Source organism: Agromyces litoreus (assembly GCF_040496015.1).
Lineage (GTDB): Bacteria > Actinomycetota > Actinomycetes > Actinomycetales > Microbacteriaceae > Agromyces > Agromyces litoreus.
Genome location: NZ_JBEPKA010000010.1, coordinates 1 through 17,295, shown reverse-complemented (window position 1 = coordinate 17,295; position 17,295 = coordinate 1). Strand labels below are relative to the sequence as shown.

The 17,295-nt window shown below is 73.3% G+C and carries 13 protein-coding genes; 9 read left to right on the top strand and 4 right to left on the bottom strand.

Annotated elements, in window-relative coordinates:
- Positions 1-49: 49 nt before the first annotated feature.
- Positions 50-1,072: a LacI family DNA-binding transcriptional regulator gene (locus ABME01_RS09055; RefSeq protein ID WP_353828069.1), complete on the bottom strand. Its 1,023-nt coding sequence runs from the start codon at positions 1,070-1,072 to the stop codon at positions 50-52.
- 139 nt (positions 1,073-1,211) lie between these two features.
- Between ABME01_RS09055 and ABME01_RS09050 the strand changes: the two genes are divergently transcribed.
- The 7 genes from ABME01_RS09050 (at position 1,212) to ABME01_RS09020 (ending at position 10,299) form a co-directional block, all read left to right on the top strand.
- On the top strand, positions 1,212-3,287 hold the full coding sequence (locus ABME01_RS09050; RefSeq protein ID WP_436407422.1) for a beta-galactosidase: 2,076 nt from the start codon (positions 1,212-1,214) through the stop codon (positions 3,285-3,287).
- The gene (locus ABME01_RS09045) at positions 3,284-4,231 is read left to right on the top strand and encodes a carbohydrate ABC transporter permease (protein ID WP_353828068.1); all 948 of its coding nucleotides are present in this window, start codon (positions 3,284-3,286) and stop codon (positions 4,229-4,231) included. Before ABME01_RS09050 ends, ABME01_RS09045 begins: the two co-directional genes overlap by 4 nt.
- The gene (locus ABME01_RS09040; RefSeq protein WP_353828067.1) at positions 4,228-5,166 is read left to right on the top strand and encodes a carbohydrate ABC transporter permease; all 939 of its coding nucleotides are present in this window, start codon (positions 4,228-4,230) and stop codon (positions 5,164-5,166) included. The genes ABME01_RS09045 and ABME01_RS09040 overlap by 4 nt, the downstream gene beginning before the upstream one ends.
- Positions 5,167-5,215: 49 nt before the next feature.
- On the top strand, positions 5,216-6,553 hold the full coding sequence (locus ABME01_RS09035) for an ABC transporter substrate-binding protein (RefSeq protein ID WP_353828066.1): 1,338 nt from the start codon (positions 5,216-5,218) through the stop codon (positions 6,551-6,553).
- Between the two features lie 10 nt (positions 6,554-6,563).
- Entirely contained in the window at positions 6,564-8,705 is a 2,142-nt protein-coding gene (locus ABME01_RS09030; protein WP_353828065.1) for an alpha-galactosidase, read from the top strand.
- Between the two features lie 47 nt (positions 8,706-8,752).
- Positions 8,753-9,802, top strand: a complete 1,050-nt coding sequence (locus ABME01_RS09025; protein ID WP_353828064.1) for a GNAT family N-acetyltransferase — start codon at positions 8,753-8,755, stop codon at positions 9,800-9,802.
- A gap of 92 nt (positions 9,803-9,894) precedes the next feature.
- Positions 9,895-10,299, top strand: coding sequence for a helix-turn-helix domain-containing protein (locus tag ABME01_RS09020; RefSeq protein WP_353828063.1), 405 nt, complete (start codon positions 9,895-9,897; stop codon positions 10,297-10,299).
- A gap of 25 nt (positions 10,300-10,324) precedes the next feature.
- Here ABME01_RS09020 and ABME01_RS09015 read toward each other — a convergent pair whose 3' ends face one another.
- On the bottom strand, positions 10,325-10,933 hold the full coding sequence (locus ABME01_RS09015; RefSeq protein WP_353828062.1) for a ClpP family protease: 609 nt from the start codon (positions 10,931-10,933) through the stop codon (positions 10,325-10,327).
- Positions 10,930-11,553, bottom strand: a complete 624-nt coding sequence (locus tag ABME01_RS09010; protein WP_353828061.1) for a ClpP family protease — start codon at positions 11,551-11,553, stop codon at positions 10,930-10,932. Before ABME01_RS09010 ends, ABME01_RS09015 begins: the two co-directional genes overlap by 4 nt.
- A 153-nt stretch (positions 11,554-11,706) precedes the next feature.
- Between ABME01_RS09010 and ABME01_RS09005 the strand changes: the two genes are divergently transcribed.
- On the top strand, positions 11,707-12,465 hold the full coding sequence (locus tag ABME01_RS09005; RefSeq protein WP_353828060.1) for a hypothetical protein: 759 nt from the start codon (positions 11,707-11,709) through the stop codon (positions 12,463-12,465).
- Positions 12,466-12,613: 148 nt separating this feature from the next.
- Positions 12,614-16,438 (top strand): AAA family ATPase, encoded by a 3,825-nt coding sequence (locus ABME01_RS09000; protein WP_353828059.1) that lies wholly within the window; start codon positions 12,614-12,616, stop codon positions 16,436-16,438.
- A gap of 22 nt (positions 16,439-16,460) precedes the next feature.
- Here ABME01_RS09000 and ABME01_RS08995 read toward each other — a convergent pair.
- Positions 16,461-17,295 (bottom strand): hypothetical protein (locus tag ABME01_RS08995; RefSeq protein WP_353828058.1); only part of this gene is annotated, 835 nt, incomplete at its 5' end.

The window sequence follows — 17,295 nt, the reverse complement described above, 5'->3', positions numbered from 1 at the left end:
GGGCGGGCCGCGGAGCGGGGTAGGCGCCCGCGGCCCGCCGTCCTCGGCGTCACGCCGACGTGCGCTCGACCGTCTCGCACTCGAGGCGCACCTCGCCCGGGACGTCGTCGGCCTGGAGCCGTTCGAGCACGAGGCGGGCGGCCTCCGAGCCGAGGCGACGCGCGGGCTGGCGAACGGTCGTGAGCTGGGGCGTCGTGCGGCGGGCCCAGGCGCTGTCGTCGAAGCCGACGACGCCGACGTCCTCCGGGACGCGGCGGCCGGCCAGGCGGAGCGCCTCGATGGCGCCGGCGGCGACCGCATCGGATGCGGCGAACACGCCGTCGAGGTCGGGCGCGCGCTCGAGGAGCGCCCGCATGCCGTCGCGGCCCTGCGAGTAGGAGTACAGCGGGATCGGCTCCACCAGGTCGTCGTCGTACGCGTCGCCGAGGGCCTCGCGGAACCCGGCGAGCCGCTCGGTCCCGGAATCGCGGTCGAGCGCGGCCGCGATCATGCCGATCCGCCGCCGGCCCGTGCGCGCGAGCAGTTCCGTGATCGCCCGGGCGGCGCCGCGGTTGTCGATCACGACGAACGAGGCCGACCCGGCGGCCCCCGGCGGATGGCCGACGTAGGCGGCGGGCAGCTGCAGGCGTTCGACGACGCGGGTGATCGGGTCGTCGGCGCGCGCCGACACGATGATCACGCCGTCGACGAGCCCGCCCGAGAGGTAGCGGGCGACACGGTCGGTGTCGCGCTCGCTGTCGACGATGAGCACGGCCATCTGGTGGTCGGCGTCGGAGAGCTCGGCGTTCGCGCCGAGCAGGATCTCGCCGATGTTCGGATCCTCGACGAAGAGCGAGTGGGGCTCGTGCACGATGAAGGCGACCGCCTGGGTGCGCTGCATGACGAGGTTGCGGGCCGCGGTGTTCGGCACGTAGCCGACCTTCGCGATCGCGCGTTCGATCGCCTCGCGCGCGGCGGCCGAGACGTAGCGCTCGCCGTTGACGTAGCGGCTGACGGTGCCGCGCGACACTCCGGCCTCGACCGCGACGTCGTGGACGGTCGCGCGCCTCGGCCGAGCGGGTCGCGTGCTCATGCGACTCACTGTATCGCCGCGGCGGGGTTGACAGTCGAGACGCGCGGTGCCATTCTGTGTACGTTCACAGAAACCCGGATGGGCTCGAGGTCGGCCGGGACTGTGCACGTTCACAGAATCAACGGGGATCGGGAGCACCGTGGACCACCAGGCGACGACGCTGGCGAGGAGCCGCACCACGCTCGCCGAGCCCGCACCGGTGGCCGCGCACCCGCGGTTCGCGCACCGGGGCATCGCGTTCGGCGGCGACTACAACCCCGAGCAGTGGAGCCCCGAGACCTGGCGCGAGGACGTCGCGCTCATGCGGCAGGCCGGCGTCGACCTCGTCGCGATCAACGTCTTCGGGTGGGCCGCGCTGCAGGGACCCGACGGCGCATTCGACTTCAGCGCGCTCGACGAGGTCATCGACCTGCTGCACGAGGGCGGGATCCGCGTCAACCTCGGCACCGGGACCTCCTCGCCGCCGCCGTGGCTGACCGCCCGGCACCCCGAGATCCTCCCCGTCGTCGAGGACGGCACGACGCGCTACCCGGGCGGGCGTCAGGCGTGGTGCCCGAGCTCCCCGGTCTTCCGGCGAGCCGCGCTCGAGCTCGTGGAGGCGGTCGCCGGCCGCTACGGCGACCACCCGGCCGTGGCGCTCTGGCACGTCTCCAATGAGCTCGGCTGCCACAACGCCCACTGCCACTGCGAGGCCTCCACGCGCGCGTTCCGCTCCTGGCTCGAGCGCCGCTACGGCACGGTCGCCGACCTGAACCGCGCCTGGGGCACCACGTTCTGGAGCCAGCGGTACACGAGCTTCGACGAGGTGCTCACGCCCCGCGCGAACCTGTCGACGCGCAATCCGGGCCAGGTCCTGGACTTCAACCGCTTCTCCTCTGACGAGCTGCTCTCGTACTACCGGGCCGAGCGCGACGTCATCCGCCGCCGCAGCGACCGGCCCGTGAGCACGAACTTCATGGTCACGGCCCACATCCGCGACCTGGACTACTGGACCTGGGCGCCCGAGATGGACGTCATCGCCAACGACCACTACCTCGACCACCGCCTCGGCGCACCGCGCACCGAGCTCGCCTTCGCGGCCGACCTCACGCGCGGCCTCGCCGGGGGCGAGCCGTGGCTGCTCATGGAGCACTCGACCGGCGCCGTGAACTGGCAGCCCGTCAACCTCGCCAAGGAGCCGGGGCAGATGCTGCGCAACTCGCTCGCGCACGTCGCTCGCGGCGCCGACGCGGTCTGCTTCTTCCAGTGGCGCGCCTCGCTCCAGGGCTCGGAGAAGTTCCACTCCGCCCTGGTCCCGCACGCCGGCACCGACACCGCGCACTGGCGCGAGGTCTGCGAGCTCGGCGCGACCGTCGGCCGCCTCGCCGAGGTGCAGGGCACGCGCGTGGCCTCCGACGTCGCACTGCTGTTCGGGTGGGAGTCGTGGTGGGCCAACGACGCCGAGAACCGGCCGACCCACGCGCTCGACTACCTCGACCACGTGCACGCCGTGTACGGCGCGCTGCACGACCTCGGCGTCGGCATCGACGTCGTGCGGCCCGGCAGCGACCTCAGCGGGTATCGCCTGGTCGTCGTGCCCGGCCTCCACCTCGTGCGCGACGTCGAGGCCGCGACCGTCGACGACGCCGTCGCCGCGGGCGCGCACGCGCTCGTCACGTTCGGCAGCGGCATCGTCGACGAGGACGACCGGGTGCGCCCCGGCGGGTACCCCGGAGCCTGGCGCGACCTGCTCGGCATCCGGGTCGAGGAGTTCGCCCCGGTGCTGCCCGGCACCCGGCTCACCCTCGGATCCGGCGCCGGCGCCGGCCTCTGGGCGGAGCGGATGACCGCGCCGCAGGCGACGGTCGTCGAGCGCTTCGCCGACGGCCCAGCCGCCGGGATGCCGGCGATCACCCGTCGCGCCGAGGCCGCGGGCCCCGGCAGCGGCGACGCCTGGTACCTCGGCACGCTCCTCGACCACGATGCGATGCGCGAGTTCACGGCACGGGTCGTCGAGGCCGCCGGCGCGCGCCGCGAGCCCGGCGCGTCCGCGGACGTCGAGATCACCCGCCGCGTGGGCGACGGGCGCAGCTACCGGTTCATCGTGAACCACGGGACCGAGGACGTCGCGATCGACGCCCGCGGCACCGAACTCGTGACCGGAACGGTCGTCGACGGGCGCCTCGAGGTGCCCGCCGGGGCCGTCCGGGTGATGAGAGAGGAGGGTGCGGAATGACCGCCCCCGGTACCACCGAGGTCGCGCGCGATGCGGCGCGCGGCACGAGATCCACGCCGTCCCCGAGCCGGCGACGTCGGGTGCAGCACCCCTGGGCGATCGTCGCGTTCGTGGCGCCGTTCGCCGTGCTGTTCATCCTCTTCTACCTGATCCCGATCGGCGTCGCCGTCTGGCAGTCCCTGCTCGTGGTCGAGCGCGAGGGCACGTTCGGCGAGGCCCGCGAGGTCTTCGGCGGGTTCCAGCAGTACCTGATCGTCTTCCAGAACGAGGCGTTCTGGTCGTCGGTGCTCCGCGTGCTGCTCTTCGGCATCGTGCAGGTGCCGGTGATGCTGGGCCTCGCGCTGCTCTTCGCGCTGCTGCTCGACTCGCCGCTGCTGCGCGGCAAGAAGTTCTTCCGCCTCGCCTTCTTCGCGCCGTACGCCGTCCCCGGCGTCATCGCCGCGATCATGTGGGGCTTCCTGTACTCGCCGAACCTCTCGCCGTTCGAGGCGCTCACGAGCCGGGTCGACCTGCTCTCGGCCGACTTCGTCCTGTGGGCGATCGCGAACGTCGTCACCTGGGTGTTCGTCGGCTACAACATGCTGATCATCTACTCGACGCTGCTCGCCATCCCGCAGGAGATCTACGAGGCGGCGCGCATCGACGGGGCGGGCCAGGCGCGCATCGCGTGGTCGATCAAGGTCCCGCTCGTCCGGCCGGCCCTCACGCTGACCGCCGTGCTGTCGATCATCGGCACGCTCCAGCTGCTCGCCGAGCCGCAGACCTTCCGCTCCTTCAGCTCGGCGGTCACGAGCACGTACACGCCGAACATGACGATCTACGCGACCAGCTCCATCCCGAACGTCTCGCTCGCCGCGGCCTTCTCGGTCGTGCTCGCGCTCGCCACGTTCATCCTCTCGTTCGCGTTCCTGAGGTTCACCCGTCGGAAGGGAGCGGACGCATGAGCGCCGCCATCGGACCCGACGCGACGTCCGCGTCGCAGGTCGTCAACCCGCGCGGCTTCGAGCGTGCCGGAGGGTCGCCGGGCGCCGGCCGCGGCCCCCGCGAGAGCCTGCTGTCCCGCACGGGCGCGATGCTCGTCATGGGCGTCTTCACCGTCTACTTCCTGGTTCCGATCTGGTGGCTGCTCGTCGCCTCGACCAAGAGCCGCGGGGAGCTGTTCAGCACGAACCCGCTCTGGTTCGCCGACTTCCGGCTCTTCGAGAACATCGGTGCGCTCTTCGACTACCGGGGCGGCGTGTACCTGCGGTGGATCCTCAACAGCCTGCTGTACGCCGGCCTCGGCGCCGTCGTCGCGACGATCCTCGCCGCGATGTGCGGCTACGCCCTCGCGAAGTACCGGTTCCCGGGCCGCGAGACGATCTTCAACATCGTGCTCGGCGGCGTGCTCGTGCCCGCGACGGCGCTCGCGCTCCCGCTGTTCCTGCTGTTCAGCCGGGTGCAGCTCACCGACACGTTCTGGGCGGTCTTCCTGCCGAGCGTGGTGAGCCCGTTCGGCGTGTACCTGTCGCGCGTGTTCGCCGAGGCGTCCGTCCCGGAGGAACTGCTCGAGGCGAGCCGGCTGGACGGCGCGGGCGAACTGCGCACGTTCTTCACCGTCTCCATCCGGCTGATGTTCCCCGCGCTCATCACCGTGTTCCTGTTCCAGTTCGTGACCATCTGGAACAACTTCTTCCTGCCGCTGATCATGCTGCGCAGCGAGGAGCTGTTCCCCGTCACGTTCGGCCTCTACGCCTGGAACTCCACCATCAACCAGTTCCCCGAGCTGCGCACCTTCGTGCTCGTCGGCTCGCTGCTCTCGATCATCCCGTTGATCATCACGTTCCTGCTGCTTCAGCGCTACTGGCGCACTGGCCTCGGCGCCGGATCCCTGAAGTAGTCGCCCTGCCCGGGGGCATCCGGGCACCAATCACCGAGAAGAGGAAACCATGCGTCACACGAAACGAGCGGTCACCGCAGCCCTGCTCACCTCCGCGGCTCTCGCCCTCACGGGCTGCGCCGCGGGCGACTCCGGCGGCGGAGGCGGCAGCGCCTCCGGCGGCTCGTGCGAGCCGGCGGGCGAGGACGTCACGCTCACCTTCACCAGCTGGATCCCCGGCATCGAGGACGCCGTCGCGATGTGGAACGACGAGAACCCCGACATCCAGGTCGAGGTCCAGACCGGTCCGAACGGCAACTCCGGCACGTACCAGAACTTCTTCAACCAGCTGCAGGCCGGGAACGCCCCCGACCTCGGCCAGATCGAGTACGACGCGCTGCCGAACTTCCGCGTGCAGGACGGCCTCGAGGACCTCGCCGCGTGCGAGGACGTCATCTCCGCCCAGGACGACTTCTTGGACTGGACGTGGGGCCAGGTCTCGCTCGGCACCGACGACCAGGTCTACGGCATCCCCCAGGACCAGGGCCCGATGGCGCTGTTCTTCCGCAGCGACAAGTTCGACGAGGCCGGCATCGACGTGCCGACCACGTGGGACGAGTACCGCGAGGCGGCCGTGAAGATTCGCGAGGAGGGTGGCTACATCACCAACTTCTCGCAGACCGACATCAACCAGTTCGCCGGGTTCGTGTGGCAGGCCGGCGGCCAGTGGTTCGCGAACGACGGCGACCAGTGGACCGTCGAGCTCACGAGCGACGAGTCGGAGCAGGTCGCCGACTACTGGCAGGACCTGATCGAGAACGACCTCGTCTCGACGTACCCGGCCTGGACCGACGAGTGGAACAACGCCTACAACTCGGGTGAGGTGTGGACGTGGAACTCGGCCGTCTGGGGCGCGAACTCCATCGCGTCGGGCGCACCCGACACCGCCGGCAACTGGTCGGTGGCGCTCGCGCCGCAGTGGAGCGCGGGCGACTCGGCCGCCGGCAACTGGGGCGGCTCGTCGATCGCGGTCTTCAAGGGCACCGACCACCTCTACGAGGCGGCCAAGTTCGCCCTCTGGCTCAACACCTCGGATGAGTCGCTCACGCTCCTGAACGAGAAGGCGGCGATCTACCCGGCCACCAAGGCGGGCCTCGAGCTGCCGAGCCTGACCGAGGGCGTGGAGTTCTACGGCGGACAGCCGATCTACGACGTGTTCGCGGAGGCGGCGGCGCAGGTCAGCCCGGACTTCGTCTGGGGCCCGACCATGACGCAGACCTACGCCGACGTGTCGGACGGCTTCAAGGCTGCGGCCTCGGGCAGCGGCACGCTGCCGGAGGCGCTCGAGAAGGGCCAGCAGTCGACCATCTCCACGATGGAGGCCCAGTCCATCCCGGTCGCGGGGTAGTCTCCGCCTCGTGATCCATCACCTCCGTGCCGCGGGTGTCAGCGTCGTCGTCGACGCCCGCGGCACGGGCGTGCCCGCCCTTCTGCACTGGGGGAGCGACCTCGGTGCACTCGGGCCGCACGCCCTGGACGCGCTCGCCGCGGCATCCGCGCCGGCGGTGCCGCCCTCGTCGATCGACGTGCCGCTCCGGCTGAGCCTCCTGCCCACCTTCGGCGACGGATGGTCCGGCCGGCCGGGTCTCCAGGCCTTCCGGGCGCCGGACGACGACGCGGAGGCCGCACGGGCGCTGCGCGCCCCGCGGTTCGTGCTGCAGCAGGGCTCCGGGCTCGTCGAGACCTCCTCCGCATCGCACGCACTCGGCGGCCGACTGGAGTTCGAGCTGGAGGATGCCGCCGCCGGCGCGACCGTGACCACGACGCTCGAGCTCACGCCCCAGGGCGTGCTGCGGGTGCGGCACCGCGTCGCCAATCGCGGCGGCTCGGCGCTCGGCGTCGGGCGGCTCGCCGCCGTGCTCCCGGTCCCCGCGCGGGCGCGCGAGCTCATGGACTTCAGCGGCCTGTGGGCCGACGAGCGTCGTCCCATCCGGCGCGGGTTCGAGCACGGCGTGCACGCCCGCGAGTCGCGGCACGGCCGCGGCGGGCACGACGACGCGTTCCTGCTCGTCGCTGGCACGCCCGGCTTCGGCTTCCGGCACGGCGAGGTCTGGGCGGCGCACGTGGCGTGGTCGGGCGACACCGACCTGTGGGCCGAGCGCACGGCGCTCGGGCCGGCGACGCTCGGCGCGGGCGAGCTGCTCGCGCCCGGCGAGGTCCGGCTCGCGCCGGGGGAGGCGTACGAGACCCCGTGGGTGGTCGCCGTCCACTCGGCCGGTGGGCTCGACGGCATCCCCGACCGGCTGCACCCGTGGGTGCGCTCGTGGTCGACGATCGCCGCCCGCCCGCGCCCGGTCGTGCTGAACACCTGGGAGGCGGTGTACTTCGACCAGTCGCTCGAGCGCCTCGAGCCGCTCATCGACGCGGCCGCACGGGTCGGCGTCGAGCGCTTCGTGCTCGACGACGGCTGGTTCCACGGCCGCCGCGACGAACGCCGCGCACTCGGCGACTGGATCGTCGACCGCGACGTCTGGCCCGACGGCCTCGCCCCGCTGGTCGACCGCGTGAACGCGGCCGGCATGGAGTTCGGGCTGTGGGTCGAGCCCGAGATGATCAGCGCCGACTCCGAGCTCGCGCGTGCGCACCCCGGATGGGTCCTCGGTCGCGACGGCGACCCCGAATGGCGCTGGCAGCGCGTGCTCGACCTCTCGGCGCCGGGCGCCGCCGACCACGTGTTCGACCGGCTCGACGCCCTGCTCGGCGACCTCGACATCCGGTACCTCAAGTGGGACCACAACCGCGACCTGCTCGGCGGCAGCGCGCACGCGCAGACCCGCGGGCTCTACGCGCTCATCGACCGCCTCCGCCGCGCCCATCCCGGCGTCGAGATCGAGTCGTGCGCGTCCGGCGGGGCGCGCATCGACCTCGGGATCCTCGAGCGCACGGACCGCGTCTGGACGAGCGACACCAACGACCCGCTCCGGCGCCAGCGCATCCACCCGCACACGAGCCTCGTGGTGCCGCCGGAGTACCTCGGCGCGCACCTCGGCGACGCTCGGGCGCACACGTCGGGGCGCACGTCCGAGCAGTCGTTCCGCTTCGCCACCGCGCTGTTCGGCAGCGCGGGCATCGAGTGGAACCTCGCGTCCGCGAGCGAGGAGGACCTCGACCGAATCGCCGGATGGATCGCGCAGTACCGGCGCCTGCGGCCGCTGCTGCACGGCGGCCGCTCGGTGCGCGCCGACAGCCCCGACGCCGCCCGGGTCGTGCACGGGGTCGTCGCCCACGACGCGCGGCACGCGGTCTTCTCGATCGCGATGCTCGACTCCGCGACCGAGGCGCTCCCGGCGCCCGTGCGCCTGCCGGGGCTCGACGACGACCTGGAGTACGTCGTCAGGCCGCTCGACCTCGGGCCCGTGCGCACCGTGCAGGATGCCGATCCGCCGTGGTTCCACGAGCGATCGGTGCGACTTCCCGGTCGCGTGCTCGCCGAGGTCGGGCTGCCGATGCCCCTCATGGCACCCGAGAACGCGGTGGTGCTCGAGGTCCTGGCCGCCTGAACCGGACCGGCGCGCGGGACCGGCCGGGTCCGTGCGACGATCGTGGCATGCCGGCCACCGACGCCTCGTCCGAGACCCTCGCCGAGCGGCTCGGACCGATCGACCCGCCCGTCGTCCCCTCGCACCCGGACGTCGCACGCTGGCGCGCACCGGTCCCCGCCGACCTCGACGCCCTGATGGAGTTCTTCGCCGCCGTCGCCGCAGGCGACCACCCGCACTGGGTCGAGCAGCGGGACGAGGTCGCCGAGGTGTTCTCGCTGCCGCACGTCGATCCGGCGCGCGACGCCATGGTCGCCTTCGGGCCGGACGGGCGGGTGATGGCCTACGGGTCCGCGGTCTGCCCGCCCGGGCGCGAGACCGTGGTGCGCGCGATCATCGTGGGCGCGGTCCGACCCGACGCGCGCGGCCGGGGGATCGGGCGGCGCCTCCTGGCATGGCAGTCGGCGCGAGCCCGTGAGCAGCTCGCCGCGAGCGACGCCCGGCTGCCCGGATGGATCATGTCGTTCGCGACCGACGGCGTGGCGGATGCCGCGGCACTCCTCGAGCACGCGGGGCTCCGGCGCGTCCGGCACTTCTCGAGCCTGGAGCGCGACCTCCGCGCACCCGTCCCCGACGCGCAGGTCGCCGAGGGGATCCGGGTGGTGCCGTGGTCCGACCACTGGGCGGAGTCGGCCCGACTCGCCCGCAACGAGGCCTTCGCCGACCACTGGGGCAGCCAGTCGACGAGTCCGGAGAGCTGGGCGGCGATGCACGAGGCCGGGTCGTTCGCGCCCGACCTGTCGTTCCTCGCCCTGGCGGCCGACGGCCCCGACGAGCGGGTCGTCTCGTTCGTGATCGCCCTGCGGGAACCGCCGACTCCCGCCGCTCCGGACGGGCCCTCGGCGTACGTCCGCCTCGTGGGAACGCTGCGCGCCCACCGTGGCCGCGGACTCGCCCGGGTCCTGCTCGTCCGGCATCTCGACGCGGCGGAGCGCGCCGGGATCGGACGTTCGACGCTGGACGTGGACGCGGCGAACCCGACCGGCGCGGTCGGGCTCTACACCGCGCTCGGCTACGAGGTCACGAGCGGGCACTCCGGGTACGTGCTCGAGGTCTGATCGCGACGCACGCCCGGCCCTACCCCGCGCCGTCGTTCTGCTGTGAGCGGAGCGCCCTGTCGTCCTTCGGCCGCCGTGCGTAGCCTCGGCGCATGGGTCAGGCGATCGGGTTCACGGGCGGCCGAGTCGAGGCGATGCGGCGATCGAGGCCGCTCTGGCGGGACGTGCTCGGCGACGTGCTGCGCGACGAACGCCGGGGGCAGGAGCGCATCCTGACCGAGGTGGCTCGGACCGCGGGGGTGTCGCCGCAGTACCTCTCCGAGGTGGAGCGCGGGCGCAAGGAGGCGTCGTCGGAGGTGCTCGGCGCGGTCGCCGACGCGCTCGGGCTCGAGCTCGCCGACGTCGTGGGCCGCGTGGCGGGCAGGCTGGCGCCACCGGCGCCGGACCGGGCCGAGCCCGGCCGACGGGCGCCGGTCGCCCGGGTGCGTCCGATGCCGGCCGCGCCGCTCGCGCCCGTCGCGCCGGCCCCGTCCGACGCCCTCCTCCTCGCGGCCTGACCGGCGGCGGCCGGGCGACGCCGGGTCAACGGACGAGCGGGACCTCGACGCGCGCCGCCAGCACGTGGTCGGCGAGTCCGTAGGCGACGGCGGCGGCCGCGGGCAGGATGAGGTCGCGGTCCGTGTCGGCCCGCAGCTGCTCGGGGCTCCGGCCCGTGTCGGCCGCGAGGGCCGCCTCGAGGTCGGCGCGCACGCGGAGCACCTCGTCGGCGTGCAGGATCAGGTCGGGCACGGTGCCCCGACCCTGCGTCGACGGCTGGTGGAGGGTCACCGTGCTGTGCGGCAGCATCGAGCGCTGCCCGGGCGCCCCGCCCGCGAGGAGCACCGCGGCGGGACCGCCGGCACGCCCGACGCAGGTGGTCGCCACCTCCGGGTGGATGTGCCGCATCGTGTCGTACACCGCGAGCGCCGCGCTCGGCGAGCCCCCGGGCGAGTTCACGTACAGGCTGATCGGGGTGTCGTTCGACTCGGACGCGAGGTGCAGGAACTGCGCGACGAGCACGTTCGCGACGCCGTCGTCGATCTCGGTGCCGAGGTACACGATGCGCTCGGAGAGCAGGCGGCTGTAGACGTCGAGCGAGCGGTCGACGCCGCCGCGACGCTCGACCACGTACGGGATGGCGTAGGAGCTCATGCGGGCACCCCCAGTCCGGCGACGGCCCGCGGTTCGAGCGGGAACAACTCGTCGAACCGCTCGGTCACGTGGTCGATGAAGCCGTACTCGACCGCCGCCGCGGCGGTGTACCAGCGGTCGCGCAGGGAGTCCTCCCGGATGCGCTCGATCGGCCGGCCCGTGTAGCCCGCGATGAGCCCGAGGACCGTGTCGCGCGTGTGGCGGAGGTCGTCGGCCTGCAGCTCGATGTCGACGGCGGTGCCGCCGATGCCCGCCGAACCCTGGTGGAGCAGGATGCGGGAATGCGGGAGGGCGGCGCGCTTGCCCGGCGCGCCCGCGGTGAGCAGGAACTGCCCGGCGCTCGCCGCCATCCCGACGGCGATCGTCGCCACGTCGTTCGGGATCGCCCGGATCACGTCATGGATCGCGAGCATCGCGGGCACCGACCCGCCGGGGGAGTTGATCCAGAAGCGGATGTCGCGGCGCGCGTCGTCGGCGGCGAGCGCCACGAGCTGCGCGCAGATGCGGTTGCCGCCGGCCTGGTCGAGCTCGTCCCCGAGCACGATGATGCGCTCGTGGAAGAGCCGCCGCGTGAGCTCGGCGTCGATGGGCTGGACGGGTGGGAGGTCTCGATCGCTCATGGTGCCAGCGTGACCCCGGGGCGAGCCGCCGTGGCCGGATGCCGCCGAGGGCGGAGCGGCCCACGGCAGTGCTGCCCTCGGCGGTGCCGCCGACGGTCGCGCGTGCCGCCGACGCCGCTGGACACCGCGGGTCGGCTCGGGCGAGGATCGGGCATGGCCTTCCCCATCGGTCCGCCCGTCGAGTCCTCCGGCCCGGGCGGCGAGACGTACGCGGCGGTGCTCGTCCGGGCGGACGGCGGCGAGGCCGAGGTGACCCGCGCACTCCGCGACCTGCGCGCGACCGGCTGGGTCGCACCGCCCGATGCGGGATGGATCGCCTTCGTCGCCGCGCCCGGCGACGGCGTGGTGGCCGCCGGCCGGCGCGACGTGCTCGCGCTCGCCGGGGAACTCGCGGCACGGCTCGACGTTGCGGTCCTCTCCGTCCGGGTCCGTCACGATCGTCAACTGGTCCTCGCGGCGTGGCGCGGCGAGGACGAGCTCGGGCGGTACTCGAGCGATCCGTCGCGGGAGCCCGGGGCGGACGAGGAGGTGCTCGCGGAACCCGTCGGCGTCGAACACGCCGCCGCCGTCGCATCGCTCGCGGGCCACCCGGGTGCCGAGGAGGTCCTCGCGAGGATCCTCGGCGAGGAGCTGGAGAGCGAGAGCGTCTTCGAGTCGGAGCGCCTGCGCGAGGTCCTCGAGCTGCTCACGTTGCCGTCGTGGCTGGTTGCGGTCGCCGCCCTGCCCGACGACGTGCCGACCGGCCCCCGCGCGAGGTCGTTCACGCGACTCGGTGCCGGGCGAGCGGGCGCGGCCGGGGTGGTGGCGGGGCGGCTCGCGCGGGTCGCGCGCCGACGGATGTCGGTGCAGCCCGCCGTGGCCGACCCGCCGCGCGCCGACGACCTCGGCGAAATCGATCCCTGGCTGCTCTGAGGCTGCCTCCGGCCCGCACGGCGGCGCGCTCAGGCCCGGTCTTCCCGCCGGGTGGCATCCGACGAGCGGGGCCGCGCTGCCGGGGGACGGCGGGCTCCGGGGATAGATTGGCTGGTACCTGCCCGATTCCCCGATGAGAGGGAGGAGCATGCCCGCGACCCGCGGTACGGAGGGCGGCACCGAGGCGATCGAGGTGCTGCAGCCCTACGTGCCGCGCGTGGTCCGCTACTGGGACGAGGAGACGCCGGGCCGCCTGCATCGTGCGGTCGAGGGCAGCATGGCCCTCGTCGACGTCTCGGGCTTCACGCGGATGTCGGAGCGACTCGCGCGCCACGGCGACGTCGGAGCGGAGGAGGTCACCGAGGTCATCGACGGCACGTTCGCGCGGCTGCTCCCGCCCGCGTACGCACTGGGGGCCAACCTCCTCAAGTTCGGCGGCGACGCCCAGCTGCTGCTGTTCGTCGGCGACGACCACCACCTGCGCGCCGCCGCCGCCGCGCATGCGATGCGCGCCGAGCTCCGCGGGCTCGACGGCTTCACCACGAGCGCCGGGACCGTGCGCCTGCGGATGTCGGTCGGCGTGCACAGCGGCACGTTCGACTTCTTCCTCGTGGGCCGATCGCATCGCGAGTTCATCGTCGCGGGCCCCGCCGCGACCCGCACGGTGGAGATGGAGGGGGCGGCATCCGCCGGGCAGATCCTGGTCAGCCCGGAGACCGCGGCCCTGCTGCCGCACGCGTCCGTCGGCCCCGCCCGCGGCCCGGGCCGGCTGCTGGCGCGCGCGCCCCACGTGGAGCCGACGGGCTTCGTCGCGGCCCAGACCCCGCCGGGGGACCTCGGTCGGTTCGTGCCGGTCGGGCTGCGGAGGATCCTCCTGAGCGGCGCCGTCGACCCCGAGCATCGGCCCGCGGCAGTCGCCTTCCTGCAGTACCTCGGCTTCGACCGGCTCGTCGAGGACGACCCGGACGCGGCCGCACGCGTCCTCGACGAACTGGTCGCCGTGGTCCAGGAGGAGGCCGACGCGCGCGGCGTGACCTTCCTCGCCACCGACATCGCCGCGAACGGCGGGAAGATCATCCTCACCGCAGGGGTCCCCGACACGGCCGGCAACAACGAGGAGCAGATGCTGCTCGCGACGGGTGCGATCCGGAGGCGCGCGCCGCGCGACCTGGCCGTCCGGACGGGGATCACCTGGGGGCACGTGTTCGCCGGCGCGGTCGGCCCCCCGTACCGCCGCACGTACACCGTCATGGGCGACGTCGTGAACCTGGCGGCCCGCCTCATGGCGCAGGCGCCGAGGGGCGACGTGTTCGCGACCCGCGACGTCCTCGACGGGTCGAGGACCACCTTCGAGGTCGCCGCGTGCGAGCCGTTCACCGTCAAGGGCAAGCGTGCGCCGGTGCGCGCGTTCTCGGTCGGCGACCCCCAGGGCAGTCGCGCGGCCGCCGGCTCGGCCGCCACGCCGCTGATCGGCCGCGACGCGGAGCTCGCCGTCCTGCAGCGCGCGTGGGCTGCGGCCGAGGCCGGCCACGGCGGAATGGTCGACGTCACCGCGGACGTCGGGATGGGCAAGTCGCGGCTCCTGCGGGAACTTGTGGAGACCACCCGGCCGGCGCACGTCGTCACCGCCGAGTGCCGGCTGTACCAGACGGCCACCCCGTACTTCCCGTTCCGGGCCCTGCTGCGCGCGGCCTGGGAGCTCGACGATCCGGACCCGGAGGCGACCGGCGCGGCCCTCGCCGAACTGGTGCGGGCGCACGCGCCGGAGCTCGAGCCGTGGCTCGCACTCATCGGCACGCCGCTCGGACTGGCGCTGCCCGAATCGCCCGAGGTCGCCCAGCTCGCCGACCGGTTCCGCCCCCAGCGCACGCGGTCCGCGGTGTCCGAGCTGCTCCGCGCCACGATCGACCGGCCGACGCTGTTCCTCATCGAGGAGGGGCAGTGGATGGACGACGCGTCGCGCGACCTGCTGACGGCGCTCATCACCGACATCGAGTCGATGCCGTGGCTGGTGGTCGTGGGCCGTCAGCCCGGAGACCACGGCTTCGTGGCCCCGGAGGCGCCGTCGGTCACGCACGTCGCGCTCGAGCCGCTCGATGCCGAGCAGGCCAGGGACCTCATCGAGCGCGCCACCGCCAGCGCACCGCTGCTCTCGAGCCAGGTCGAGGAGCTCGCCGCCCGCGCCGAGGGCAGCCCGCTGTTCCTGCTGGAGCTGCTGCACGTGCTGCGGGCGGAGGGCGGCGTCGACCACCTCCCGCCATCCGTCGAGGGACTCATCGCCGCCCGGATCGATCGTCTCCCGCCGGCCGACCGCAACCTGCTCCGGCGGCTCGCGGTGCTCGGCACCGGGTTCCGCCAGGAGCACATCGCGGCGGTGCTGGGCGAGTCCGCCGCCGACACCCGGTGGACGGTGCGGATGCTGCACCGGCTCGCCGCATTCCTCACCGTGGACGACGTGGGCTGGGTGCGGTTCCAGCACAGCCTGATCCGCGACGTCGCCTACGGCGGCCTGCCGTTCAAGACGCGGCGCGAGCTGCACGCGCGCGTCGGCGACGCGATCCTCGCCGCGTCCGCGGATCAGCCCTCGGGACAGGTCGAGCTCCTCTCGATCCACTACGCGGAGGCGCATCGCTGGCCGGAGGCGTGGGGGTACTCGCGCGACGCGGGGGAGCGGGCGAAGGAGATCTACGCCAACCTCGAAGCCGCGACCTTCTACCGGCGCGCCCTGGACGCGTCGCGCCACGTGCCCGACCTGATGGCCGGGCAGGTCGCCGACGTCTCCGAGGCGCTCGGCGACGTGCTCGAGCTCGCCGGGCTGTTCACCGACTCCGTCGAGGCGTACCGGCAGGCCGGGCGGCTCGTCCGCGACGATCCCATCCGCTCCGCCGATGTCCTTCGCAAGCGGGCGCGCGCACGCGCTCGCACGGGCGCCTACGGCACCGCGTACCGGGACCTCACCATCGGCCGACGCCTGGTCGCCGACCTCGGGAGTGACGAGGCACTCCGCGCGACGGCTCGGCTGAACGCCCTGAACGCGCAGATCCGGCAGCTGCAGGAGCACATGCCCGCAGCGGTGCGTCTGGCCGAGCAGGCGATGGTCGAGGCGGAGGCGTCGGGCGAGCGAGAGGCGCTGGCGCGCTCCTATCAGGTGCTCGACGCCGCCTACGTGATGCTGGGTCAGTCCGCGAAGGCCGTCTACGGCGAGCGGGCGCTCGAGATCTACGACGAGCTCGGAAACCTCACCGGCACCGCGGTCGTGACGAACAATCTCGGCGGGCAGGCCTACTGGGAGGGGAAGTGGGAGGAGGCCGTGGGGTTCTACACCCGCGCCCAGGACGCGTTCCTTCGTGCCGGGAACGAATCGGAGGCGGCGACCTGCGGAGCGAACATCGGCGAGGTGCTGGTGAGTCAGGCGCGATTCGACGAGGCCGAGGAGGTCCTCGTGCCCGCGGTCCGGGTGCTCAGGGCGCACGGTCTCGTGGATGCCGCGATCTTCGCCGAGATCCAGCTGGCGCGGCTGCACCTGCTTCGCGATGGAGATGAGGCGATGGGGCGACTCCTCGAACTCCGAGAGGAGGCGGTCCGCGCCGGCCAGGTGCAGTCGGCCATCGAGGCGGGGATCCTGGTGGCGCAGGGGCTCGTGCTGGCGGGGCGGCCGGGAGATGCGCTCGGCACGCTTGCCGAGACCGAGCGCGGGGCCGGGGAGGAGGCCGAACTCTACGGCAGTACGATCGCGCGGATCAGGGCCTCGGCGTTCATGCCGCTCGATCGCCTCCCCGAGGCCCGCGACGCCGTCGCCGCCGGGCTGGCGCTGGCCCGTGAGCAGGGGCTCACCTTCGAGATCGCGCAGCTCCGGCTCATCGAGGCGGAACTGACCGACGACACCTCCGCGGCGCAGGCGATCCGCTCGGAGGCGGAGGAGACACTGCGAGGGCTCGGCGTGGTCAGCACCACACCGAGCCCTCGCGGATAGCGGACGGTCGAACCCCCGCCGATCAGCGCATCTTCGGGTCCCCGATCCCCACGACGTCCCACGCGGTGCGCGTCTGGGTCGCCGAGTAGATCGTGGTGCCCTCCGAGACGATGCACCAGGTGTGCCCGGCCGGGATCACCGAGGTGTCGATCGAGCCGGGGGAGTCCGGAGTCGCGAACGGATCGCCGGCGCACCAGGGCATGTACTCCCAGCCCATCGGTCCGTCATCGTCCTGGTCGTACTCGAGGTGACTCGTGAACGGGTTGGCGGAGTTCTGCGGCGCGAACTTCACGGTGCCCTGGTAGGCCGCCGGCTGCGGCGGATCGACGTCGACGGGCACGAAGCTGAGCTCGCCGGCGGTCGTGTCGGCCGAGAGCGTGTACGGCTTCAGCACGCAGTCCGATCCATCGGTGTTCGACAGCCGCGTGAAGGTGCCGTAGACGGTGCCCTGGTCGATGGTGGCGGTGCTGTTCTCGGCGGTGCAGCCGAGCTCGCCGTCGTAGCCCGACCCGAGGACGAAGATCGTGTCGAACGCCGGGTCGTCGCCGAAGTCCCGGCTTCCCTCGAGCGACATCTCCCCCATCAGCGGGGTGAACTCGATGGCGTCGAAGGCCACCGAGGGGATGACCGTCAGGTAGCAGTTGTCGTTCGGTCCGGCGTCGGGACCGGAGTCGGAGGCGTTCCGGCAGTTCGCGATCGGCTGCGCGGTCGTCACCGTCGCCGTGTAGGGCACGGTCGCGGTGCCGTCGACGCCCTGGCCGGCCACGATCCCGCTGCCGGCGCGCACCTGGAACGTCTCCACCACCGCACCGCCGTTCCACACGGCGATATCGACCCGGACGCCGCCCTTGAACTCG